Here is a 23,148-nt window from a genome sequence, read left to right on the forward strand (position 1 = left end):
ATTAAAAATAAGGGTAGGTTATTATTCTACCCTTAAATATATTACAACAACGCCTCTGGAGATTCAGGTAAAATCTGGCCGCCATCGACAATAATGGTTTGACCGGTAATATATTTTGCTTCATTAGAGGCAAAGAATGCGGCGGCATAGCCGATATCTTCAGGCTCCCCTAAGGTATGGGTGGGGATAGAGGCCTTCATTTGATTAAGATATGTTTCCCCTTGGGCTTGTAAGCCTTCGGTTAAAATATTGCCGGGCATAACGGCATTAATAGTAATACCGTGGCGTGCATATTCGAGTGCAGCACTACGCATAAAACCTAGCTGACCTGCTTTGCTTGCTCCATAATGGCTCCAGCCCGGATAGCCAGTAATGGCGCCTGTAATAGAAGAGGTGATGATCACACGGCCATATTGTTGCTTTTCCATTACCGCAAGAGCTGCTTTTACTAAGAAAAACATCCCCTTTAAATTGACGGTATGCATTTTATCCCAATCAGCTTCGCTCATCTCTTTAATTGTCGCTTGGGGGAAAATACCGGTATTAGAGCAAAGAATATCGAGTTTGCCATACTGTTTAACAACATCATTGACTACTTGTTCACAGGCTGCTTGAGAGGTGACATCAAGGTGCATAAAATCAACACCAAGTGCTTGTTTGGTTGCATTACCTGCTACATCATCAATATCAGCAATAATAACCTGTGCACCGCTGTTTTTTAATGCGCTAACAATGCCTTTACCAATACCTTTTGCTCCGCCGGAAACTAAAGCAATTTTACCCGTTAAATCAAACATAAAACCTCCTACTGTACTGTTTGTTATACTGTATCAGCCTTATTGTATAAACGGTAAATTAACGCAAAATTTTTGTCGTCAGTCACAATTGTGCAGAGTGGGCGCTTCTTCTATTTATGCCGAATAACACAAAAGTATCGATAACAGCGCGCAAAGTGTTAAGCAAACAGTCAATAAGCTCATTACACTTTATAAGTTGATAGCAATACATGGCTAACACACTGTTTTTTGAGATAGATAGCAAAAGGCTGTAAAGTATCTGTATAAAAAGTGTTAACTTATCGGTGTAATATAGAGACGATAGACTAGTATAGTATTTATACAGGCTACTCAATTAATTTAATGCGTATCAAGTTTATAAAAAAAAATGTACGTTGATGATGAAGTGATAAAAAATATGCGTACAATGGGATTGTTGAATCAATTCAGCATTTGAGATATCGGTGGATTGCGTTCGTGAAGCCGGTATTAAGATAACAGTTATTCCAACAATATATTGCAATAATGATATCGAATAAGAATCAGAGGTAATCATGGTTAATGGGATCAAAAGAATTGGGGTTTTAACAAGTGGTGGTGATGCACCGGGTATGAATGCTGCGATCCGTGGTGTTGTCCGTGCAGCACTCAGCGAAGGTTTAGAAGTGTACGGTATTTTTGATGGCTATATGGGCTTATATGAAAACCGTATGAAAAAACTCGATCGCTTTAGTGTGTCAGATATGATCAACCGTGGTGGTACCTTTTTAGGCTCAGCGCGTTTCCCAGAATTTCGCGAAGATAATGTTCGTGCCGTTGCTATTGAAAATATGAAGCAAAATGAGTTAGATGCACTGGTGGTTATCGGGGGAGATGGCTCTTATCTGGGGGCGAAAAAATTAACTGAAGCGGGTTTCCCATGTATTGGTTTACCGGGCACCATTGATAATGACGTTGCGGGTACTGATTACACTATTGGTTATTTCACGGCGTTAGAAACTGCGGTAGAAGCGATTGACCGCTTACGTGATACCTCTACATCGCATAAACGTATCTCTATCGTTGAAGTAATGGGACGTTATTGTGGTGATTTAACCTTATCCGCTGCTATTGCGGGTGGTTGTGAGTTCGTAGTATTGCCTGAATCCGAATTACCTTTTGATCGTGATGAATTATTAGCAGAAATTAAAGCGGGTATTGAGCGTGGTAAACGTCATGCTATCGTGGCAATTACTGAACATGTGTGTGATGTCCATGAGCTGGCACGTTTTATTGAAGCAGAAACCAAACATGAAACCCGTGCCACTGTATTAGGCCATATTCAACGTGGTGGCTCTCCGGTTGCTTACGATCGTATTTTAGCCTCTCGTATGGGTGCTTACTCGGTACAACTGCTACTAGAAGGTTATGGTGGTCGTTGTGTAGGGATCCAAAATGAGAAACTGGTTCACCATGATATTATTGATGCGGTTATGAATATGAAACGTGTCTTTAAAGCCGATTGGTATGAAATTGCGAAAAAATTGTATTAAGCCATAGTTTTACTCTATTACCAGAGCCTTTCTGAGTTATATCCTTATTCGTGGACTGTTCTGATGCAATATCAGCTTGTATCAGAACAGCTTCCCGAGTGAAAACATTTCATTCTACCTGCTTTCTTCCTCTTATCTGATGGGTAATGACTGTGTGAGTCCCCGTTTTCTCAACTATATAGCTGTTACGTATAACAGTCTGTTTTTTATTATTTCATCGTTATAAATCTTTCTGTCAGCCTAGTTAAACAGAATAAATAAACCAACTAGAAATAGGATAGGGGTAGATAACGATGTTAAAACGATGGGGATTATTGACAACGCTAGTGCTGACGGCACTGTTTACACAAAGCATTTGGGCGAAGGATATTCAGTTGTTAAATGTCTCTTACGATCCGACTCGAGAGCTTTATCAACAATATAACCAAGCATTTAGTCAATATTGGCAACAAAAAACCGGCGATCATGTGACTATTCGTCAATCTCATGGCGGCTCCGGTAAACAGGCAACCGCCGTAATTAATGGTATTGAAGCGGATATTGTCACCCTCGCATTAGCTTATGATATTGATGCCATTGCACAAAGAGGGCGTATAGATAAGCAGTGGATCACCCGCTTACCGGATAACTCAGCACCTTATACCTCAACCATTGTTTTTTTAGTGAGAAAAGGTAATCCCAAACAGATAACTGACTGGGACTCTTTAATTAAACCCGGTGTATCGATTATCACGCCTAACCCTAAAACCTCCGGTGGGGCAAGATGGAATTATCTGGCTGCATGGGGATATGGATTAAAGGCCAATCAGCAAGACAGTGAAAAAGCGAAAGCCTTTGTAAAGTCACTGTATCAACAGGTTGAAGTATTAGACTCAGGCGCGAGAGGCGCGACAAATACTTTTGTGGAGCGTGGTATTGGTGATGTGTTAATTGCATGGGAAAATGAAGCGCTATTGGCGATCAATGAGTTAGGCACAGATAAGTTTGAAATAGTTACACCTTCAGTGTCGATTTTGGCAGAGCCAACCGTCTCTGTAGTGGATAAAGTGGTTGATAAGCGAGGTACGCGGGAAGTGGCAAGCGCTTATTTAGAGTATCTTTATTCACCTCAAGGGCAAGAAATTGCTGCTAAAAACTATTATCGTCCAAGAGATAAAAGCATTGCTGAGAAATATCAAAAACGTTTTCCAACCCTGCAATTGTTTACTGTTGATGAGCTTTTTGGCGATTGGCAATCAGCGCAACAAACCCATTTTGCCACCGGGGGAGTATTTGATGAAATCAGCCGACGTGATTAGCGAGTAATGCATAAAAAAATCACCTTCTGTTAAGACGCAGTAAGGTGATTTTCGCGATAGTTATTTCTTAGAAAAATAACGAGTTACTATCAAAGTTATTTTTTCGCTTTCGCTTCTGCCGCAGCTTTCACGATAACGGCAAAGGCATCTGCTTTCAGTGATGCGCCACCGACTAATGCACCGTCGATATCTGGTTGGCTAAATAGCTCTGCTGCGTTTTTATCGTTGACTGAACCGCCGTATTGGATAATGACTTGTTCAGCGATAGCCGCATCTTGTTTAGCGATATGATCACGAATAAATTTATGTACAGCCTGTGCTTGTGCAGGCGTTGCTGATTTACCTGTACCAATCGCCCAAATAGGTTCATAAGCGATCACTGCATCTTTGAATGCTTGTGCACCATGTGCATTTAAAATAGCGTCGATTTGACGTGCACACACTTCTTGCGTTTTACCAGCTTCGTTTTCTGCTTCTGTTTCACCGATACATAACACAGGTGTTAAGCCTAACTCTTTTAACACACCAAATTTTTGTGCGATAAATTCATCAGATTCTTTATGGTAAGTGCGACGTTCAGAGTGACCGATGATCACGTATTTAACATCAACGTTTTTCAGCATTTCTGGGGAAGTTTCGCCAGTGAAAGCACCAGATAAGTTAACACCGGTATCTTGGGCACCTAACGCAATACGGCTTCCACCGATTTCATGACGAGCTTGGCACAGATAAACTGTTGGTGGTGCAATAGCAACATCACATCCAGCAACACCGCTGATTTCTTTACGTAATGCAGCGATTAATTCATGAACCATATGAATGCTGCCGTTAAGTTTCCAGTTACCCATGACTAATGGATGGCGCATAACTTTTCCTCCAACCGAGTGGTTTAAATTTAATTTATCGATAAACTCAAATTCTGTTGATGCACAACAGTATAGAGAACATTGAATAGAATAGCTTTGTTTTTTATCACGGAATAGCTGAATCGATATTGCTATTAAGTGAAAGCTTAATCGGTTCAATGGCAAAGGTCGTTAGTTGATTGTCCTCGTGGGCAATAATATAGCGAATAGCACCGACATTATGGCTAATATAAGCAGGCACATCTTGTTTAACAGCAAATAAATTGAGCACCTCTTGAATTTGCGTTGCATTAATGGAGGGATCAAACTGTGTCACTAATGCAGTGATATAGCGCATTGCAGTATCTTGATGCTCTTTTTCGATTTGTGGCGTATCAAGTGTATGGATCAGGGTGATCTGTAGACTCTTAATTTTTTCACTGCCACGCTCTAATACGGCTGATGAGTATAAATAAGGGGTTATCCGTGTCGCGGCCCTGACTAACGGAATAGTAATATCGTTGTTGGTGATAATTTTATATTCATTGAGAAATAACGTCGCATTATTTTGATTGAATTTAGCTCTTATCTCCGGAATGGTGGTTTCAAAAACAGGGGCATCCTGTTTAAGGTAAAGAATATCATCTTTAGTTGGGGGTTGATGAGCAATAGAGGGCGACGCTGCCATAGCAAGGGTTGGCAAAGATAAAGCAATGCTTATTATGATAAGCGCTAACTGAGTAAGCGTGCTTTTTTTTATCATCTGTCCTCCTTGGTCTGTTGTGCGATAGAATATTATAAAATCACTCTGTATTATTTGATGTTAAATGGACAGCTTAATTCACTAAAATAAGTCTATATTGAGAAATTATTAATGACCTTACAACATTGGGCCTTTTCATTCAAAGGGCGAATTGGACGCCGTGACTTTTGGGCGGGTTTTGCACTCTGTTTTGTGCTGTTTTGCGGGCTATATACAGTTAATCAGCACTATGCATTGCCTGCTGTGCTGGTGGGGATAATTTCGCTGGCTATTTTATATCCGTTATGTGCCATTTTTACTAAGCGACTTCACGATAGAAATAAACCTGGTGCATGGCTGTTATTATTGTTGCTGGCGGTGATGCTAGGATTGACTGATACCAGTAGTTTAGAGCCCTTTTGGCAGTGGGCGATAGGTCGTTTTCTCCCTTCATTTATTATGATGATCATGTTGTTAGATTGTGGGGTGTTTATTGGCACCCAAGGAGAAAACTATTTTGGTGCCACGACTGAAAAGGTTGACTACTCAATTTTTCGTTAAAGTGTGTAACTGCTAAACAGTCAGGGCTGAATAAAGTGCTATTCAGCCCTGATGTTATCATTACCAATACTGTTCACTGGTGATATGTCCCGGTTTACGGCGTAAATGTTTTCTCATATCACGCTGTGTTTTCAGTAACTGTTGCGTGTCTCTTACCATTTCTGGATTACCACATAGCATAATATGGCTCTCTTCTGGGGAAATGGTTAATCCTACGGTTTTTTCTAATGCACCACTTTCAATTAATGCTGGAATGCGTCCGGTTAGTGAGCCTATATGGTTTTCACGGCTGACAATAGTTTGGATACGCAGTTTCCCTTGGTAGCGTTCAGCTAACTGCTCCATTAATGGTAGATAGCTTAAATCACGGGCGTAGCGTACTGCATGGACTAAAACAATATTTTCGAAACGGTCGAGATCATCACCAAGTTGTAAAATAGAGAGAAATGGCCCGATCGCCGTACCTGTTGATAACATCCATAAGGTATTCGCGCTAGGCACCTCTTCTAAAACAAAAAAGCCACTGGCTTGTTCTGTCACTAAGAGTTCATCACCAACAGTTAACGCCGCTAAGCGTGGGCTGAGTTTACCTTCAGGTACAGTGACTAGATAGAACTCTAAGTTGGGATCTTGCGGGGAGTTAACATAAGAGTAGGCGCGCTGTATACGTTCACCGTCAATTTCGAGTGCCAGTTTGGCAAATTGACCTGCTGTAAACTTATCGATAGGGGCGTGTACAACCAAACTGATTAATGTATCTGTCCAATGCCTAACTTGAATGACTTTTCCAGTGACCCAATTTGCCATAATCTCTTATCTCCTTTTTAGGAAAGCGCTTATGTTGATAATTTATTCTAAAGAGGAAGGGCGTTTTTATTTATCAAGATGATGTGATGGCGATATTAATCTGTAGTTTCGTTAATCGTTAATACAAAATGTACATTTATATTGACAACGATGGTGTTTTTCACTGACATCGTTGGCGAGATAAAAATGGCTGACTACTTCGCAAATTTTGCTAGATTTGTTACCTTAGTCTCATTATTTAGCGCAAGTGCATTTTGCAGAGTTTATTTTATCAAAGCTCTGTAGCACTTTCCTGTCCGTTAATCGGTTAATTTTTAATTTCTGAGCAAAGAAAAGAAATGAGAAAGTTAGAACATGCAAATCTGTTATTACTGATTATTGCACTGGTTGCTGTCGGTCAAATGACACAGACGATTTATGTTCCTGTGATTGCTGATATGGCTGTCTATTTTGGTGAGCCAACAGGTGCTGTACAGCAAGTAATGGGCGCATATCTGTTTTCTTATGGTTTTTCACAATTAATTTATGGCCCTATTTCTGACCGAGTAGGGCGTCGTCCGGTTATTTTAGTGGGGATGAGTATTTTCTGTTTAGCGACCATCGTGGCTATTTTTTCACAGAACTTAACTACCTTAGTGATCGCCAGTACCTTACAAGGAATGGGGACTGGGGTAGCAGGGGTAATGACCCGTACTCAGCCTCGTGATCTCTATACTGGTACTGCGTTACGCTATGCCAATAGCTTATTAAATATGGGGGTGTTAGTCAGCCCACTATTAGCGCCGATGATCGGTGGGGTGGTGGCGCACTTCTTTGGCTGGCATGCCTGTTATATCTTCCTATTATTATTAGGAGGAAGTGTACTCTTTAGTATGTATCACTGGATGCCAGAAACCCGACCTGTACAGGCTGAAAGACGCAGTATGTTGTCATCTTTTTATTTATTGCTGTCTAACAGTACTTTTAGTGCCTTTTTGATCATGTTGATTTGTGCATTATCAGGTATTGCCGTATTTGAAGCTTCCAGCGGTGTGTTGATGGGAGGCGTGTTGGGTTTAAATAGTATTACTATCAGTATTCTATTTATTTTACCTATTCCCGCGGCCTTCTTTGGTGCGTGGTACGCAGGGCGTGAAGGTAAAACCTTTGTGCAATTGATGTGGCACTCCGTATTTTGCTGTGTCGCCGCTGGTATTTTAATGTGGCTTCCCGGCTGGCTGAATATTATTAATATTTGGACTTTACTGGTGCCCGCTGCCCTGTTTTTCTTTGGCGCTGGGATGCTATTTCCGCTGGCAACGACAGGGGCGATGGAGCCATTCCCTTATTTAGCCGGAGCGGCTGGTGCGTTGGTGGGCGGATTGCAAAATGTTGGCTCAGGGATAGCAACGTGGTTCTCTGCACTATTGCCACAACATAATCAATTTAGCTTAGGAATGATTATGTTTATTATGTCAGTGGCTATTATGTTGTGTTGGATCCCGTTATCACACCGTTTTAGTCATCAGCAGAATACGGTTTAATGACTACCTTTAAGTTTTCGCCAATAAAAATGCCGATAGTGTAATACCTACTATCGGCATTTGTTTTATGTCGCCTAGGCGACTTCTCTCTCATCGGGGGGATTAGCGATTAACCGCGATCTTCCCATTCTTGTGCACGGGCAACCGCTTTTTTCCAGCCGTTATAACGATAATTACGCTCTGTGGTTTCAATACCTGGGCGGAACTCTTTATCAATCTCAGCTTTATTTTTTACCTCTTCCAGATCAGACCAGAAACCTACCGCAAGGCCTGCAAGGAACGCAGCCCCTAACGCAGTACTTTCACGTACCACAGGACGTTCAACACGGGTACCTAAGATGTCAGATTGGAACTGCATTAAGAAGTTATTGGCAACGGCACCACCATCTACACGTAGTGCTTGTAAGCGTGCTCCGGAGTCTGCTTGCATCGCATCAAGGACATCGCGGGTTTGATAAGCGATAGATTCTAAAGTAGCTCGAATAATATGATTACGGTTAGCGCCACGGGTTAAACCGAAGATAGCGCCACGGGCATACGGATCCCAATAAGGTGCACCTAAGCCAGTAAATGCAGGTACGACATAAACACCGTTGGTGTCATTAACTTTAGTGGCAAAGTATTCTGAGTCAGTTGCTTCATCAATTAATTTTAGCTCATCACGTAGCCACTGAATGGAAGCACCACCGACGAAGACCGCACCTTCTAAGGCATAGTTTACTTCACCACGTGGGCCACAGCAGATAGTGGTTAATAGACCGTGGTTAGAGCGTACGGCTTCTTTACCTGTATTCATCAGCAAGAAGCAGCCTGTTCCGTAGGTGTTTTTTGCCATACCGCTTTGTACACAGAGCTGACCATAGAGTGCCGCTTGTTGGTCACCAGCCATACCGGCGATAGGAATACGTGTACCACCTTTACCACCAATGTTGGTTTGACCATAAACTTCAGAAGAAGGCACCACTTTAGGTAGCATATTGCGGGGAATATTTAGCAGATCGAGGATTTTTTGATCCCAATCTAAAGAGTGAATATTAAACAACATAGTACGTGAAGCGTTGGTATAATCTGTTACGTGAACACGACCTTGTGTCATTTTCCAGACTAACCAAGTATCAACGGTACCAAAGAGTAACTCTCCTTTTTCTGCTCGTTCACGAGCGCCTTCAACATTATCGAGGATCCATTTTAATTTGGTGCCTGAAAAATAGGGGTCAACCATAAGCCCAGTATTTTGACGAATGTACTCTTCAACCCCTTCTTGATCTTTTAAGCGAGTACAAAAGTCTGCAGTACGGCGACATTGCCACACAATAGCATTATAGATAGGTTTACCGGTCTCTTTTTCCCAGACGATAGTCGTTTCACGTTGGTTGGTAATACCGATACCGGCAACATGATCAGAAGGGATGTCTTCTTTAGCCAATACTTCAATTAGCGTTGCGCTTTGAGTTGCCCAGATTTCCATTGGATCGTGCTCAACCCAGCCGGGTTTAGGATAAATTTGGGTAAATTCGCGTTGTGAGATGCTAACAATGTTGGCGTCATGATCGATTACGACAGCGCGTGAACTGGTTGTTCCCTGATCCAGAGCAACGATATATTTTTTTTCACTATTCGATTTGTTTGTTTCTGTTGTCATGTTAGTAACCTGTTTTCATAATCAACGATATTGCTTGCATCGTTATTTGTCGTTTTCAATTTTGCAGGTATCACAAGGTAAGTGACGGCCAATAAGTTTACGATAAGCAAGTGCGCCCAAAATACCCCCAATCATTGGAGCAATGAGTGGGACTAAGAAATAAGGAATATCGCGTCCACCTGTTAAAGCAATATCACCCCATCCGGCAAAGAATGCGACTAATTTTGGCCCAAAATCACGGGCAGGGTTTAAGGCGAATCCAGTTAATGGGCCAAATGCACCACCGATAACCGCAATCAGAATACCGATAAGTAATGGTGCTAAAGGCCCACGAGGTACACCGTTACCATCATCTGTTAAGGCTAAAATTAAGCCAACGAGGATAACGGCAATAATTACTTCGATAAAAAATGCGTGGATCACAGAGATTTGGGCTGCAGGGTAAGTAGAGAAGACGCCCGCAGTAAAGAGGCTTTCTTGTGATCCTCGTACAATTCCGTTGACCTGTTCGTAGTCGATAAATAAATTGTAATACATAAAGTACACAACAGCGGCGGCAAAAAAACCACCTAACATTTGTGCAACAATATAAGGGATAACTTTTTTACGTTCAAAGCACGCAAACAACCAGAATGCGACTGTGACCGCCGGGTTGAGGTGAGCACCAGAGGTACCCGCAGTAAGGTAAACGGCTAAGGCAACACCTAAGCCCCAGATAATACTTATCTCCCAAAGACCGAGTTGAGCGCCTGCGATACGTGCTGCTGCAACACAACCAAGACCAAAGAAGACTAGCAATGCAGTACCGATAAACTCGGAAATGCATTGACCCATAAGAGAGGTTTTCGTCTGGCTCATATATTCTATCCTGAAAGAGGGTGATTTTAATTGTTAGTATTCTTTTCGTATTGAAAAGATAACTGTAAATTTATCGTTAATGAGCGTAAACGAGAATAAGCGAAATTGAATTTTGTGTGTCCCATCATGAAAATGAGTGAAAACGCTCTTAAATAGTGACTTGTACAACACTAGGAGTGTGATCAGACCAGTATTTTTGTTAAATTGAAAAAAGCAGGTAATTCCACGGAAGATGCTAGACAGTTGTTGATAGGCTACTTACAATCGGGAGTATCGATTATATGGGGGATTACAGTATGTCATTTGAAGTTTTTGAAAAATTAGAGTCAAAAGTACAACAAGCACTAGATACCATCACATTATTACAGATGGAAATTGAAGAGCTAAAAGAGAAAAATGATGCACTGAATCAAGAAGTGCAGGGCGCAAGAGAATCAAGAGAAGCCTTGGTTCGTGAAAACGAAGAGCTGAAACAAGAGCAATCAAGCTGGCAAGAGCGTTTACGTGCTCTGCTAGGAAAAATGGAAGACGTACAATAATCGTCCACCGTTTTCACCAGTTAAAAACAAAGCCACTGATAAAGTGGCTTTTGTCGCTTTATGCGTTATCTTTGTTAATAAGAGAATGGTCTATTATTCTTCTAATAAATCATCATCTAAATCGTCATCATCTAAGCCTAAAGGCTCTTCAGATAAGATAATGCCAGTATTATCAGCATAAAGGTAATCACCAGAGAAGAAAGTAACACCACCAAAGTTTACGCGGATATCACTGTCGCCGATGCCTTCACTTGGGCAACCTGCAGGAATGGCAGCCATCGCTTGAATACCTAAATCAAGCTCAGATAAAGCGTCCACTTGGCGTACTGCACCATAAACAACAATACCTTCCCATTCGTTAAGTACCGCCAGTTGCGCCAATTCAGCGTCGACTAGCGCTTTGCGGACAGAGCCACCGCCATCAACTAATAGAATACGATCTTTACCGTTTTCTTCTAGTAAGTCATAAAGCAGACCATTATCTTCAAAACATTTGACAGTGGTAATTTGTCCACCAAAGGAGCTACGACCACCAAAGTTTGAGAAAAGCGGTTCTACGACATTGATATCTTCTTGATAGATATCACAGAGTTCAGAAGTATCATATTTCATAGGATTTACGTCAGGTTGCCTCAGGAAAGTCCAGTATATCCCTTAACAGGGGGTGTTGGCAAAAGACTCACTGACAATTCAGTGAGTCAAATCAACAATAGCGGTAAATTACTCTAAAACTAAACCTAAAGAAAAAAGAATATTGGTTAACAGCGCCGCTTTGACCATATGTTCAAGCAGTGGTCGCATGGCTTCGCCACTAAGATCAGCATTAACGCGTTTAATATGCAGTAATAGCATCGGAACGGCTAATAAAAATAGCCACGCCGTCCAACGGTGCATATAAATCAGGGTGAACACAATCAAACAGATAATGGCTATGGCAATCACGCAGGTGTGGTAAATCCGTGAACCAGAAGCCCCCAAACGCACCGCCAAGGTATTTTTACCGGCTTGAATGTCGTTTTCAAGATCACGCATATTGTTAATGTTAAGTACTGCGACCGAGAGCAGTCCGCAGGCGGTGGCAGGCAGTAGTGTCACAATATTAAAAGCATTAGCTTGCAAATAATAAGTGCCAATCACACTTAGCCAGCCAAAGAAAATTAATACCGAAATATCGCCCAATCCCATATAGCCATAAGGGCGTTTCCCTACGGTATAGGTAATGGCTGCCACGATAGCCAATAAGCCCATCACTAAAAAGCCAATAGCATCTTCGGGTTTTTTACAGGCGACAATTATCAAGGCTATACCTGAAACACAGGAGATAATCACATTGATAATTAAGGCTTTTTTCATTTGAGTAGGGGTGATAACCCCTTTTTGCATTCCACGCAGTGGCCCTAATCGCTCTTCAGTATCTGTCCCTTTAACGGCATCACCATAGTCATTCGCTAAGTTAGAGAGAATTTGTAGTGTGCCAGCAGTTAAAATCGCCAGTAATGCAATAGGTAGCTCAAAATGACCCGTCCAATACGCTAAGGCGGAGCCTGTCACAATAGCAATTAACCCTAAAGGTAGGGTTTTGGGTCGTAAACTTTCAAGCCAGGCTTGTGTCCGGCTAATGGAATGTTGAGCGCTCATGCTGAAATTCAATACTCATGTTCGTTGTTATTATAAAAATAAGAATGGGAGGCAAGCCTCCCACGTTAATATTGCTGATTAAGGATCGCATAAGTTGATTATAAAATAAATCGACTCAGATCTTCATCTGCTACAAGCTCATCCAGATGCTGTTTCACATATTCTGCATCAATAAGAATAGTTTCGCCTTGACGTTCACTCGCATCATAGGAAATTTCTTCCATTAAACGCTCTAATACCGTATGTAGACGACGTGCACCGATGTTTTCAGTGGTTTCATTTACACGCCATGCAGATTCGGCAATTTTGCGAATACCGTCTTGGCTAAAGTTAATGCTTACTCCTTCGGTAGCCATTAATGCTTGATACTGTTTTGTTAATGATGCATTTGGCTCAGTAAGGATACGCTCAAAATCTTCTGCAGTCAGTGCTTGTAGTTCAACACGAATAGGCAGACGGCCTTGTAACTCAGGAATTAAGTCTGAAGGACTAGAGACTTGGAATGCGCCTGAGGCAATAAACAGAATATGATCTGTTTTCACCATACCGTGCTTAGTGGATACGGTGCAACCTTCTACCAGTGGTAATAGGTCACGTTGTACACCTTCACGAGAAACATCAGGGCCAGAGCTTTGACCACCACGTTTACAGATTTTATCTACTTCATCAATAAACACGATACCATGTTGCTCAACTGCATCGATGGCTTGTTGTTTTAACTCTTCAGGATTAACCAGTTTAGCGGCTTCTTCTTCGACAATCAGTTTAAACGCTTCTTTGATTTTCATCTTACGCGCTTTTTGCTTTTGTCCCGCTAAATTTTGGAACATGGATTGTAATTGATTAGTCATCTCTTCCATGCCAGGAGGTGCCATAATTTCAACACCCATTGGGGTGGCCGCTAATTCAATTTCAATCTCTTTGTCGTCTAATTGGCCTTCACGGAGTTTCTTACGGAACGCTTGGCGCGCTGCTGAAGGCTCTGAGGATGATGCCGATTCTGTGACTCCCCAGTTATTTTTGGCTGGTGGGATCAGTACATCAAGAATACGCTCTTCTGCCATTTCTTCAGCACGGTAACGATTTTTTTCAATCGCTTGGCTACGTACCATTTTAACAGCAGAATCAGTTAAATCGCGGATAATAGAATCGACTTCTTTACCTACATAACCCACTTCAGTGAATTTTGTGGCTTCGACTTTGATAAAAGGTGCATTGGCTAATTTTGCTAAGCGACGTGCAATTTCAGTTTTACCTACCCCTGTAGGTCCAATCATCAAAATATTTTTTGGGGTTACTTCATGACGCAGCGCTTCATCAAGCTGCATGCGACGCCAGCGGTTACGCAGTGCAATAGCAACCGCACGTTTGGCCTTATCTTGACCAATAATAAATCTGTCGAGTTCGCTGGCAATTTCGCGAGGAGTCATTTCGGACATGCTCTCAAATCCTTACTCTTTTGAAGAGATTTCTTCAAAGTTGACATTATGGTTGGTGTAGATGCAGATATCACCGGCAATATTCAGTGCTTTTTCCGCAATTTCGCGTGCACTTAGATCGGTGTTTTCTAACATCGCTCTCGCCGCTGCTTGTGCATAAGGGCCACCAGAACCAATAGCAATCAGATCGTTTTCTGGCTGCACAACATCACCGTTACCAGTGATAATCAAAGATGTTGTTTCGTCTGCCACAGCCAGTAATGCTTCTAGTTTGCGTAACATTCTGTCTGTACGCCAATCTTTCGCAAGTTCAACAGCGGCTTTAGTTAAATGGCCTTGATGGAGCTCTAATTTACGCTCAAAAAGTTCAAAAAGCGTGAAAGCATCAGCAGTGCCGCCGGCAAATCCCGCAATCACTTTGTCGTTATAAAGACGGCGTACTTTGCGAACATTGCCTTTCATGACGGTATTACCCATCGTCGCCTGTCCATCACCACCGATTACGACTTGGCCATTACGGCGAACACTTACGATTGTAGTCATGAGTCAGCCCCTGGTTTATCAATAAAAAGAAGTGGGTTGTGCTTTAATATCAGAAAAAACACAGCCCATTATGTGAATTAGATTTATAGGTGGGGGAGAAATTTTATTTTTCAACCCCCCGCAGTACGAAGAATACAACCTGATACACCTGCGCCTGCAGCTTGACGGCTTAGCGTATTGGCTTGCTCTTTATTAAATGGGCCAGATAAAACGCGGATCCAACCGTCATTTCCTTTGGTCACACGGCTTTCGATACCGGAAAATGCTAAGGTTGCGCGTACAGATTCGGCTTGTTCATTGGTTTTAAATGAACCGCATTGGACTAAAAAGCGCGCTTCAGTCGTCGCAGGTTTTGGTGTTGTTATCGCAGGTGCAGGCTCCTGTTTTACCGGTGCTGAAGGTTGCGAGGGTTGTACCGAAGGTGCGGTAGTTGTCGGTGGGGTAATGACAACCTGTGAACGTGGTACTTCACCGTTATAAGGCACTTCTGGTAACTCTACCGCCGGTTGACGTTTATCCGCTTCAATTTGTTGTAAAAAACGTAATTGCTCCGGTGAAAGCGGATTAATCTGGCTCCCTGAAGAGGTCGCTGGTGGCTGTAATGGGTTCCCCACCTGTCGATTCTCGAGCTCTTTGATATATTGCCAACGCTCTTGCGGTTTAGGTGGTAAGTTGTTAGTTGGTTGTTGCCCTGCACTTGATGAAGTTGGTTCGATAACCTCTTTTTTATTATGGGTAATAAAATAGAGGCCGCCAACAAATAGCGCCACAAGCGCAATTGCTACAATAAGTGTGGTTAAAGGCAACCCACTGGCCGCCTTTTTACCTTTGCCTTTCGTTGTCTTTTTACGACGAGCAGATGACTGTCCTCGTCCCACATAGTCTCGTTGTGCCACAGTTCGATTCGCTGATAATTAAATGAATAGGTATCACAACCGATATGTTACTTAACATAGTGTCTTTTGCCTAGCTTTTAAGCCGACAGACACTTTCTCTTACTATTAACTCACAATCTAATAGGCGAGAGCCGGGTGCAACAGGTCTACCTTGTAACTGATCAAGCAGTAACAACATGGATTGACGACCAATTTGGTAGCGTGGCTGTTCCATAGTGGTTAATGCAGGCTCGCTATAGCGTGTAATATCAAGGTTATCGAAGCCAATTACAGAGAGATCGTCAGGTAATTGTAAGCCCAGTTTTTTAGCCTGCCACATCACACCAATCGCCATAATATCGCTATGGCAAAAAACGGCTGTCGGTGGTTCAGGTAACGAAATTAACTTTTTCAGACTTTCTGCACCGCTTTCGTGGGTAAAATCACCTCTAATAATATAATCTTCGCGTAGAGGGACACCGGTTCTACGCATAGCTTGAATATAACCTTGTAAACGATAACGACATAGCGGCATATCTTCAGGGCCAGTAATACAGGCAATACGCTTATGTCCCATCTGTTGTAGATAGTGGGTGGCTCTAAAAGAAGCTGTCAGATTATCAATATGAACGGTTGGCAATTCAAGCTCTGGGGCAAATTCATTTGCCATGATCATAGGAGGAAGATTTTTTTGCTCTTCTTTAGAAACATCAAAAGGGATATGAGAGCCAAGCAGTAACATGCCGTCAATCTGCTTAGTAATAATTAAATTAATAAAGGCATTTTCATGTTTTTGTTGGTGTTTACAGTCACCAATTAACACAAGATAGCCGTGTTGAGCTGCGGTTTCTTCAATGCCACATACGACATCTGTAAAAAAGGGATCACTGATGTTAGGGACGATCACGAGGATCGTTTTTGACTCGTTACGTTTCAGGTTTTTTGACAAATTATGTGGGTAATAACCCACGTCAAGAACAGCTTGCTCAACTTTTTGACGGGTTTGTGAGGATACTTTTTCTGGATTCATTAATGTGCGTGACACCGTGGCTGTTGACACGCCAGCAGCAAAAGCAACATCTTTCATTGTTGCTTGTGCGCTCTCTTTATTATTCTGTTGCAAACCCCATACCTCCGTACTGATGGTTTGGTTAAACGATTGCTTTTTTGTTGCAAAAAAACCGTCGTTGTCCAAAATACAAAGATGCGACGGTTTTTTAATTCAAGAAATATTCTAAATTGTTATTTTACCCACTTTTTGAATAGATACTGTTACCTAGTTTGCATAAAAAGTGTGATACCAATCGTTTTTATGAGGTAGTTCGCAAAATTGATAAATAGTTTTGAATTATAAGTGCGCTAAATATCAGTAGGCTTAGCAATCTGTTGGATCAACATCAATATTCCATTTCACTTTTTTACTCTCAGGAAGCGCCACTATCTGAGGATAAGTAACAGACATTAACTTTTGTAAATAACCCCTTGAAGGATGTTGCAATAATAGTTGCCAACGGAAATTTCCTCCTCGTTTTGCCTGAATGGCCGGAATGGGGCCCATCACCCATAAATGACTATCTCTCATCGGGTGTTGCTCGAAGAACTGTTTAAGCTGGCGTAAAAACTGGGGGGCTTTTTGGTTATTATGATCTTCAGAGCGGATCATAATATGGCTGGAATAAGGGGGTAAAAAGGTTGCTTGTCGCTCTTGTAACGCCTCTTTAGTAAAAGCATCATAGCCTTTTTCTAACAGCGTTAATAATAGTGGGTGATCGGGTTGGTGAGTTTGTAAATAGACGGCACCTTGTTTCCCAGCTCTTCCTGCACGACCTGATACTTGAGTATAAAGCTGAGCAAAACGTTCAGCAGCACGAAAGTCACTAGAAAATAAAGCACCATCAACATCAAGTAGCGCCACCAGCGTAACGTCTGGGAAGTGGTGACCTTTAGCCAACATCTGTGTGCCAATTAGAATACGTGATCCACCTTGATAGATGTCTTCTAGTTGTTGCTCTAATGCTCCTTTACGACTGGTGGTATCTTTATCAATACGGGTTATGGGGGTATTAGGAAATAACTCGCCAATGCCTTGTTCAAGTTGTTCTGTGCCCAATCCTACTGGCATTAAATTAGTTGAACCACATTGAGGACATTGTGATGGAATACGACGTTGGCTATCACACTGGTGGCAACGTAGCATGCCGTGTTTTTGATGTAAGGTATAATAGTGATCACAGCGAGGGCATTCGGCAATCCAACCACACTCATGGCAGAGTAACGCAGGCGCAAAGCCACGGCGATTTAAAAACAACATCACTTGGTTACCGGCATTAAGATGCTCTTTTATGGCTTTAATGAGTGTTGGAGAGAGTCCGGTTGTGAGCGGTTGCCCTTTTAGGTCGATTAAATGCTCTGTGGCAGGTTTAGCATTTCCCGCCCGTTGCGTTAACGTCAGTTGTTGATATTTTTTTTGTGCAACGTTATAGCTGGTTTCAATCGATGGGGTGGCTGTGCCCATCACGATAGGAATATTTTCTTGCTTGGCGCGAAAGACCGCTAAATCCCGTGCATGGTAACGCCAGCCATCTTGTTGCTTATAAGAGCCATCATGCTCTTCATCAATAATAATAATCCCTAATTGCTGAAAAGGGGTGAGCAATGCAGAGCGCGTACCGATAATAATGGCATTATCTCCCCGTTTCGCTCGTAGCCATACCGCAAGGCGTTCCGTATCGTTGAGTCCGGAGTGAAGAACATCGACGGGGGCATTAAAACGTGCTTTAAAACGGCGAATGGTTTGTGGGGTCAAACCTATTTCAGGGACTAAGATCAGTGCCTGTTTACCTTGAGCGAGAATAGTTTCAAGTACACTGAGATACACTTCTGTTTTACCAGAGCCTGTGATCCCCAATAATAACCAAGGCGAAAATTGGTCTGCTTGTGCCGTGATAGCACCAACAGCAACCGCCTGTTCGGCATTAAGTTTAAATAGTTCGCCTTGTACGGCAAAAGTGCTTTGCCACTGTATAGGGGCGGGTTGAATAGGACGTAAATCCGCTAATGCTTTCTTTTTTAAGTTATTTAGTGTCGCTGTTGTAATTTCATATTCATCTAACTGGTGGCGATACAAAGGGGCACGGCGTAGTGCCGCTAAAGCTTGTTGTTGCTTTTTAGCGCTTTTTAGACTGTTAAGATCAAGCGCTTCTCCCTCTTGAGTGGCATACCATTGCCATAAGGGCGTAAATTCAGCCGGTTTCCCTTGTCGTAGTAGAATTGGCATCGCATGAAAGAGAACTTCACCTAAAGGATAATGATAATAAGCACTTGCCCAATTAAGCATATCCCATAAGATCCCCGGAAACAGTGTCTCTGTATCAAGTACTTCTTCAATAGGTTTCAGTTTTTCAATGGGAAACTCACTGTGTGAACTAAAACCTTTAACAATACCGATAGAGCGACGCTGTTTGCCAAAGGGAACGACCACGCGACAACCTATTGTTGGCATGGCACAACCTTCTGGAAGCAGGTAGTCAAAGGAAGAAAACAGTGGTACAGGTAATATTACCTGAACTATAGTCATATCAGGGTTTCCGAGTGTTTTAGCGAAAAGATAGTATTAAGAATATCACAAAAAGTGTGCAGATTTCATTGCGCGTTTGGCGGATATTCTGTATGATCCGCCCCCTTTGGTAGATAAAATACCAAACAATTTAATTCAATCAACACGACGTGTGGTGTTCGGCTGAGGGCTGAATAGCGACACGGCCTTAGCAGAGGTTTTCCATGAAAAAAGATATTCATCCTAAATACGAAGAAATTACTGCAACTTGTTCTTGCGGTAACGTTATGAAAATCAACTCCACAGCAGGCCACAACCTGAATCTGGACGTTTGTGATAAATGCCACCCATTCTATACTGGTAAACAACGTGATGTTGCAACCGGTGGTCGTGTTGATCTGTTCAACAAACGTTTCAAAATCCCAGGCAGCAAATAAGATATTTGTTACCACAACTTTTCAGGTAACACTGAAAACGTGTAGGGAAAACGGAATTGAAGAAAGCCCAAAGTATTTGCTTTGGGCTTTTTGTTATTCTTTATCCTCTAAATTATGGTCACTTTGTATCACACTTTAACCGCTTGATCTTTTATTATTGATAGTAAGCTTTCCCTATCTCTATTCATCACCTAGCGTGATCTCCCAATGATAAAATAACATATCGAATATACCTCAAAGCGATAGCGCTCTTTTGTATGCGTTTTTTATGTAATATCGTCGCCAATACTCGCGCTTTTAATAGTGACAAGACAGATCACAGCTGATAAGTTATCTATTCATAATCCTATTCACTTATCTATTCATTAATCTATTTATAAGTAGCTAATATCATGACACAACGAGCAGAAGTCATACGAAAAATACTACGTAATGGACCTGAGCCAGCAAGGCAACTAGCTAATATTATGAATATTAGTCAGCCAACCCTGTCTAGGGCATTAAAAAAGTTGTCTAATGATATTGTTCAAATTGGCTCGGGTCGTTCTATTCAATATGCTTTACGTGATGGTTCGCGCGGCTTCAACTCTGTACCCATTTATCGCATAAATGAAGAAGGTAAAATTAAATTGTTGGGTAAATTGACACCAGTTTATCCAGCCGGTTTTGTTATGGAGCAGGTTGATAATGTCAATCGGTATAGCGAAGGATTGCCGTGGTGGTTATTTGATATGCGTCCACAAGGGTATCTTGGACGTGCTTATGCTGCGACTTATTCCGCTGAGTTGGGTTTACCACATAATCCAGACAGTTGGTCTGACACAGATATTATCAGAGCTTTAATTGCTCACGGTCATGATGCAGTGGGAAATTTGTTAATAGGGGAACAGGCAAAAAAACATTTTTTGGCGATGCCGATACCTGCTGTGGTTGCTCGTTCAACAACTTACCCAACATTAGCTCGAGCGGTTAGTTCAGGGGAAGATCCTGGCTCATCCGCAGGTGGTGAACAACCCAAATTTTGTACCTATACTGATAGAGGCCATGTCATCGTTAAATTTACGGCTTCTGACAATAATGCTATCAGCGAGCGTTGGCGTGATCTCCTTCAAGCTGAGCATCTTGCCTTAAAGGTGCTAGGCGTTGAAACAGAAATTTTTGATTTTGAAGGGCAACGTTTTCTTGAAATACCGCGTTTTGACCGTGTAGGTGCTCTAGGTCGTGTCGGACTTTTTTCTTTACAAGCATTAGATGCACAGTTTGTCGGGCGAGCAAGAGAGCCATGGCCTGTGTTAGTTGATGCGTTAATTGAGCAAAAACAGGTTCAGCCTGATGCCTCGGTAAGTACAATGCGACGTTGGGCATTTGGTATGTTGATTGGAAATACTGATATGCACCATGGCAATTTATCGTTTATTAGTCGCCATGGCCGACCATATGCGCTTGCGCCTGCTTACGATATTCTACCAATGGGATTTGCGCCTAAAGTAGGAGGAGAAATAGTCAACACACTGCGACCAGCGACATTACTTGATGGGATCAGCCGTGAAATTTGGCGGGAGAGTTTAGCACTCGCAGAGCAGTTTTATACTTTGCTTACTCATTGTCATGCTCTTTCTGACAATTTTTCTCCCTGCCTTAACGCGTTACGCAATCATCTGGATGAAGCGAGTTCGCGTATCTCTCGTCTAGAGTAATGCACAAATTGAAGCCCAAAGTGTTGGCTTTGGGCTTCTGGTTATATTTTTGCTATCAAAAATAATTTCTGATCAATATTCCCAAGTCTCGGGATCAACACCCCGCTGGCGCATTATTTCTTTTGCCTCTTCAGGGATTTCATCGTTACGCTCTTTGCGTAAGTCTTCATCATTGGGGAGAGGCTGTCCGGTAAATGCGTGTAAAAATGCTTCACACAATAATTCACTATTGGTGGCATGTTTTAGGTTATTGACCTGACGACGAGTGCGCTCATCTGTCAAAATTTTTAGCACTTTCAATGGAATTGAAACTGTAATTTTTTTGACTTGTTCGCTTTTTTTACCATGCTCAGCGTAAGGGCTGATATATTCACCGTTCCATTCAGCCATGGATTACCTTAATTAATATCATTTAGTTGAAGCCAGTTTAGGGTTGATGCCCTATTCTGACGAGCCATGCCAGTTTATCATGACTTTTCTAAAACCACCGACTGTTACTGGCTAAAGGTGTGAGAAAAAGCAATAGTTACCTGGCGATATCCTTAATATTTATATTATTCCATTTGTTGGTCTATCCGTAAAGGAGTTTAGATGTCTAGATGTATTGACGTCTTGGTGTCTAATTGGATATGCTGTAAGCGACTTTTCCACTTAGCGCTGTAACAAGGTGTCTGTATGACGAAGAAAACCGCAACCATTGCCATTCACAATGGGCTTAATGAAGATAAGCAATATGGCTGTGTTGTACCGCCAATCTATCTTTCTAGCACCTATAATTTCTTAGCATTTAATCAACCTCGTGAACATGATTACTCTCGTCGGGGCAATCCCTCGCGCGATATGGTGCAAAATGCATTAGCAGAGCTTGAAGGTGGGGTGGGAGCGGTTGTTACTAGCAGTGGGATGTCAGCAATTCATTTAATTTGTACGACTTTTTTAAAACCGGGTGATGTCATTGTGGCGCCCCATGATTGTTATGGGGGCAGTTATCGTCTGTTTAATAGTCAGCAGCAACGTGGTGCTTATCGTGTGGTATTTGTTGATCAAAACGATGAGCAAGCGTTACAACAAGCGTTGGCATTAGCGCCAAAAATAGTATTTATTGAAACACCCAGTAATCCATTATTGCGCATCACTGATATTGAGAAAATAAGCCAATTAGCTCACCAAGTTGGGGCGTTGGTGGTGGCGGATAACACCTTTATGAGCCCGGTATTGCAAAAGCCATTGGCTTTAGGGGCTGATTTAGTGGTGCATTCTTGCACTAAGTATCTTAATGGGCATTCTGATCTTGTCGCGGGTGTTGTGATTAGTCAGTGTAGGAAACAGCTTGAGGATTTAAGCTGGTGGGCAAATAATATTGGTGTTACTGCTGGGGCGTTTGATAGTTATTTGTTATTACGAGGGATCAGAACCTTAGTACCACGAATTCGATTACAACAAGAAAATACTCAAGCATTGGTGGATTATCTACAAACACAACCCTTAGTGGATAAAATTTATTACCCAGCACTAGAACATCATGTCGGTCACGCGATAGCGAAAAAACAGCAACAAGGTTTTGGTGCGATGTTAAGTTTTGAGTTAAAAGGGGGGATTGAGGCAATTAAATCCTTTTTATCTCATTTAACACTCTTTACACTGGCAGAGTCTTTAGGTGGTGTAGAAACATTAATTTGTCATCCGGCGACCATGACACACGCAGGAATGTCTGAAGAAGCGAGAAAAACCGCTGGGATCAGTAACGCTTTATTGCGCATTTCCGTGGGGATTGAGGATAGTCTGGATCTCATCAACGATTTACAAAATGCGTTTAATGCAGCAACGAAAAGGTAACCAT

Annotated in this window: 22 protein-coding genes; 8 read left to right on the top strand and 14 right to left on the bottom strand. The window is 42.1% G+C overall.

Annotation, left to right across the window (positions count from 1 at the left end; translation table 11 throughout):
* Positions 1 to 41 precede the first annotated feature (41 nt).
* Positions 42 to 797, bottom strand: coding sequence for a 3-oxoacyl-ACP reductase FabG (gene fabG, locus GWI58_RS16490; protein WP_004249901.1), 756 nt, complete (start codon positions 795 to 797; stop codon positions 42 to 44).
* A gap of 533 nt (positions 798 to 1,330) precedes the next feature.
* On the opposite strand from fabG, the gene pfkA reads away from it, so the two are divergent.
* The gene (pfkA, locus tag GWI58_RS16495; RefSeq protein ID WP_161769397.1) at positions 1,331 to 2,308 is read left to right on the top strand and encodes a 6-phosphofructokinase; all 978 of its coding nucleotides are present in this window, start codon (positions 1,331 to 1,333) and stop codon (positions 2,306 to 2,308) included.
* A gap of 293 nt (positions 2,309 to 2,601) precedes the next feature.
* Positions 2,602 to 3,606 carry a sulfate ABC transporter substrate-binding protein gene (locus GWI58_RS16500; protein WP_107034235.1) on the top strand — a complete coding sequence of 335 codons (1,005 nt, stop codon included), beginning with the start codon at positions 2,602 to 2,604 and terminating at the stop codon, positions 3,604 to 3,606.
* A gap of 95 nt (positions 3,607 to 3,701) precedes the next feature.
* On the opposite strand, the gene tpiA is transcribed toward GWI58_RS16500, so the two are convergent.
* Both tpiA and GWI58_RS16510 read right to left on the bottom strand, forming a co-directional pair.
* Complete coding sequence (gene tpiA / locus GWI58_RS16505) at positions 3,702 to 4,472, bottom strand: triose-phosphate isomerase (protein WP_004249716.1); 771 nt, start codon at positions 4,470 to 4,472, stop codon at positions 3,702 to 3,704.
* A gap of 106 nt (positions 4,473 to 4,578) precedes the next feature.
* Positions 4,579 to 5,214, bottom strand: a complete 636-nt coding sequence (locus GWI58_RS16510) for a DUF1454 family protein (protein ID WP_161769398.1) — start codon at positions 5,212 to 5,214, stop codon at positions 4,579 to 4,581.
* 111 nt (positions 5,215 to 5,325) lie between these two features.
* Here GWI58_RS16510 and GWI58_RS16515 point away from each other — a divergent pair, with 111 nt between their 5' ends.
* The gene (locus GWI58_RS16515; protein WP_161769399.1) at positions 5,326 to 5,754 is read left to right on the top strand and encodes a DUF805 domain-containing protein; all 429 of its coding nucleotides are present in this window, start codon (positions 5,326 to 5,328) and stop codon (positions 5,752 to 5,754) included.
* A gap of 60 nt (positions 5,755 to 5,814) precedes the next feature.
* Here GWI58_RS16515 and fpr read toward each other — a convergent pair whose 3' ends face one another.
* Positions 5,815 to 6,561: a ferredoxin--NADP(+) reductase gene (gene fpr, locus GWI58_RS16520; protein WP_004249898.1), complete on the bottom strand. Its 747-nt coding sequence runs from the start codon at positions 6,559 to 6,561 to the stop codon at positions 5,815 to 5,817.
* 338 nt (positions 6,562 to 6,899) lie between these two features.
* On the opposite strand from fpr, the gene emrD reads away from it, so the two are divergent.
* A complete protein-coding gene (gene emrD / locus GWI58_RS16525; protein WP_004246423.1) occupies positions 6,900 to 8,084 on the top strand; it encodes a multidrug efflux MFS transporter EmrD in 1,185 nt (394 codons plus the stop codon).
* 109 nt (positions 8,085 to 8,193) lie between these two features.
* Here the strand turns inward: emrD and glpK are convergent, their stop codons facing one another.
* Complete coding sequence (gene glpK, locus GWI58_RS16530; protein WP_004246422.1) at positions 8,194 to 9,726, bottom strand: glycerol kinase GlpK; 1,533 nt, start codon at positions 9,724 to 9,726, stop codon at positions 8,194 to 8,196.
* A gap of 42 nt (positions 9,727 to 9,768) precedes the next feature.
* Positions 9,769 to 10,584, bottom strand: coding sequence for an MIP/aquaporin family protein (locus tag GWI58_RS16535; RefSeq protein WP_004246421.1), 816 nt, complete (start codon positions 10,582 to 10,584; stop codon positions 9,769 to 9,771).
* Between the two features lie 296 nt (positions 10,585 to 10,880).
* On the opposite strand from GWI58_RS16535, the gene zapB reads away from it, so the two are divergent.
* Entirely contained in the window at positions 10,881 to 11,123 is a 243-nt protein-coding gene (zapB, locus tag GWI58_RS16540) for a cell division protein ZapB (protein ID WP_012368679.1), read from the top strand.
* 93 nt (positions 11,124 to 11,216) lie between these two features.
* On the opposite strand, the gene rraA is transcribed toward zapB, so the two are convergent.
* The 7 genes from rraA to priA form a co-directional block, all read right to left on the bottom strand.
* Complete coding sequence (gene rraA / locus GWI58_RS16545) at positions 11,217 to 11,735, bottom strand: ribonuclease E activity regulator RraA (protein WP_004246419.1); 519 nt, start codon at positions 11,733 to 11,735, stop codon at positions 11,217 to 11,219.
* A 108-nt stretch (positions 11,736 to 11,843) separates the two neighbouring features.
* Positions 11,844 to 12,761 (bottom strand): 1,4-dihydroxy-2-naphthoate polyprenyltransferase, encoded by a 918-nt coding sequence (locus GWI58_RS16550; RefSeq protein WP_004249897.1) that lies wholly within the window; start codon positions 12,759 to 12,761, stop codon positions 11,844 to 11,846.
* A 98-nt stretch (positions 12,762 to 12,859) separates the two neighbouring features.
* Positions 12,860 to 14,200: an HslU--HslV peptidase ATPase subunit gene (gene hslU, locus GWI58_RS16555; protein ID WP_004246417.1), complete on the bottom strand. Its 1,341-nt coding sequence runs from the start codon at positions 14,198 to 14,200 to the stop codon at positions 12,860 to 12,862.
* Between the two features lie 12 nt (positions 14,201 to 14,212).
* Entirely contained in the window at positions 14,213 to 14,743 is a 531-nt protein-coding gene (gene hslV, locus GWI58_RS16560; protein WP_004246416.1) for an ATP-dependent protease subunit HslV, read from the bottom strand.
* Between the two features lie 110 nt (positions 14,744 to 14,853).
* Positions 14,854 to 15,639, bottom strand: coding sequence for a cell division protein FtsN (gene ftsN, locus GWI58_RS16565; protein WP_161769400.1), 786 nt, complete (start codon positions 15,637 to 15,639; stop codon positions 14,854 to 14,856).
* Positions 15,640 to 15,709: 70 nt separating this feature from the next.
* Positions 15,710 to 16,741, bottom strand: a complete 1,032-nt coding sequence (gene cytR, locus GWI58_RS16570) for a DNA-binding transcriptional regulator CytR (protein ID WP_004249710.1) — start codon at positions 16,739 to 16,741, stop codon at positions 15,710 to 15,712.
* 252 nt (positions 16,742 to 16,993) lie between these two features.
* The gene (priA, locus tag GWI58_RS16575; protein ID WP_094959833.1) at positions 16,994 to 19,195 is read right to left on the bottom strand and encodes a primosomal protein N'; all 2,202 of its coding nucleotides are present in this window, start codon (positions 19,193 to 19,195) and stop codon (positions 16,994 to 16,996) included.
* A 203-nt stretch (positions 19,196 to 19,398) separates the two neighbouring features.
* On the opposite strand from priA, the gene rpmE reads away from it, so the two are divergent.
* Together rpmE and yjjJ are read left to right on the top strand one after the other, a co-directional pair.
* Positions 19,399 to 19,611 (top strand): 50S ribosomal protein L31, encoded by a 213-nt coding sequence (gene rpmE / locus GWI58_RS16580; RefSeq protein WP_004246411.1) that lies wholly within the window; start codon positions 19,399 to 19,401, stop codon positions 19,609 to 19,611.
* Between the two features lie 392 nt (positions 19,612 to 20,003).
* Positions 20,004 to 21,308: a type II toxin-antitoxin system HipA family toxin YjjJ gene (yjjJ, locus tag GWI58_RS16585; RefSeq protein WP_094959832.1), complete on the top strand. Its 1,305-nt coding sequence runs from the start codon at positions 20,004 to 20,006 to the stop codon at positions 21,306 to 21,308.
* A 72-nt stretch (positions 21,309 to 21,380) separates the two neighbouring features.
* On the opposite strand, the gene metJ is transcribed toward yjjJ, so the two are convergent.
* Positions 21,381 to 21,698, bottom strand: coding sequence for a met regulon transcriptional regulator MetJ (gene metJ / locus GWI58_RS16590; protein ID WP_004246409.1), 318 nt, complete (start codon positions 21,696 to 21,698; stop codon positions 21,381 to 21,383).
* Positions 21,699 to 21,983: 285 nt separating this feature from the next.
* On the opposite strand from metJ, the gene metB reads away from it, so the two are divergent.
* Entirely contained in the window at positions 21,984 to 23,144 is a 1,161-nt protein-coding gene (gene metB / locus GWI58_RS16595) for a cystathionine gamma-synthase (protein ID WP_004246408.1), read from the top strand.
* Positions 23,145 to 23,148 lie beyond the last annotated feature (4 nt).

This window comes from Proteus sp. G2674 (assembly GCF_009915195.1).
In the GTDB taxonomy this organism is placed as follows: domain Bacteria; phylum Pseudomonadota; class Gammaproteobacteria; order Enterobacterales; family Enterobacteriaceae; genus Proteus; species Proteus mirabilis.

What these genes read in the sequence shown, in the direction of transcription:
- fabG (WP_004249901.1), bottom strand. Translation starts at nt 797, where the DNA reads ATGTTTGATTTAACGGGTAAAATTGCTTTAGTTTCCGGCGGAGCAAAA.
- pfkA (WP_161769397.1), top strand. Translation starts at nt 1,331, where the DNA reads ATGGTTAATGGGATCAAAAGAATTGGGGTTTTAACAAGTGGTGGTGAT.
- GWI58_RS16500 (WP_107034235.1), top strand. Translation starts at nt 2,602, where the DNA reads ATGTTAAAACGATGGGGATTATTGACAACGCTAGTGCTGACGGCACTG.
- tpiA (WP_004249716.1), bottom strand. Translation starts at nt 4,472, where the DNA reads ATGCGCCATCCATTAGTCATGGGTAACTGGAAACTTAACGGCAGCATT.
- GWI58_RS16510 (WP_161769398.1), bottom strand. Translation starts at nt 5,214, where the DNA reads ATGATAAAAAAAAGCACGCTTACTCAGTTAGCGCTTATCATAATAAGC.
- GWI58_RS16515 (WP_161769399.1), top strand. Translation starts at nt 5,326, where the DNA reads ATGACCTTACAACATTGGGCCTTTTCATTCAAAGGGCGAATTGGACGC.
- fpr (WP_004249898.1), bottom strand. Translation starts at nt 6,561, where the DNA reads ATGGCAAATTGGGTCACTGGAAAAGTCATTCAAGTTAGGCATTGGACA.
- emrD (WP_004246423.1), top strand. Translation starts at nt 6,900, where the DNA reads ATGAGAAAGTTAGAACATGCAAATCTGTTATTACTGATTATTGCACTG.
- glpK (WP_004246422.1), bottom strand. Translation starts at nt 9,726, where the DNA reads ATGACAACAGAAACAAACAAATCGAATAGTGAAAAAAAATATATCGTT.
- GWI58_RS16535 (WP_004246421.1), bottom strand. Translation starts at nt 10,584, where the DNA reads ATGAGCCAGACGAAAACCTCTCTTATGGGTCAATGCATTTCCGAGTTT.
- zapB (WP_012368679.1), top strand. Translation starts at nt 10,881, where the DNA reads ATGTCATTTGAAGTTTTTGAAAAATTAGAGTCAAAAGTACAACAAGCA.
- rraA (WP_004246419.1), bottom strand. Translation starts at nt 11,735, where the DNA reads ATGAAATATGATACTTCTGAACTCTGTGATATCTATCAAGAAGATATC.
- GWI58_RS16550 (WP_004249897.1), bottom strand. Translation starts at nt 12,761, where the DNA reads ATGAGCGCTCAACATTCCATTAGCCGGACACAAGCCTGGCTTGAAAGT.
- hslU (WP_004246417.1), bottom strand. Translation starts at nt 14,200, where the DNA reads ATGTCCGAAATGACTCCTCGCGAAATTGCCAGCGAACTCGACAGATTT.
- hslV (WP_004246416.1), bottom strand. Translation starts at nt 14,743, where the DNA reads ATGACTACAATCGTAAGTGTTCGCCGTAATGGCCAAGTCGTAATCGGT.
- priA (WP_094959833.1), bottom strand. Translation starts at nt 19,195, where the DNA reads ATGACTATAGTTCAGGTAATATTACCTGTACCACTGTTTTCTTCCTTT.
- rpmE (WP_004246411.1), top strand. Translation starts at nt 19,399, where the DNA reads ATGAAAAAAGATATTCATCCTAAATACGAAGAAATTACTGCAACTTGT.
- yjjJ (WP_094959832.1), top strand. Translation starts at nt 20,004, where the DNA reads ATGACACAACGAGCAGAAGTCATACGAAAAATACTACGTAATGGACCT.
- metJ (WP_004246409.1), bottom strand. Translation starts at nt 21,698, where the DNA reads ATGGCTGAATGGAACGGTGAATATATCAGCCCTTACGCTGAGCATGGT.
- metB (WP_004246408.1), top strand. Translation starts at nt 21,984, where the DNA reads ATGACGAAGAAAACCGCAACCATTGCCATTCACAATGGGCTTAATGAA.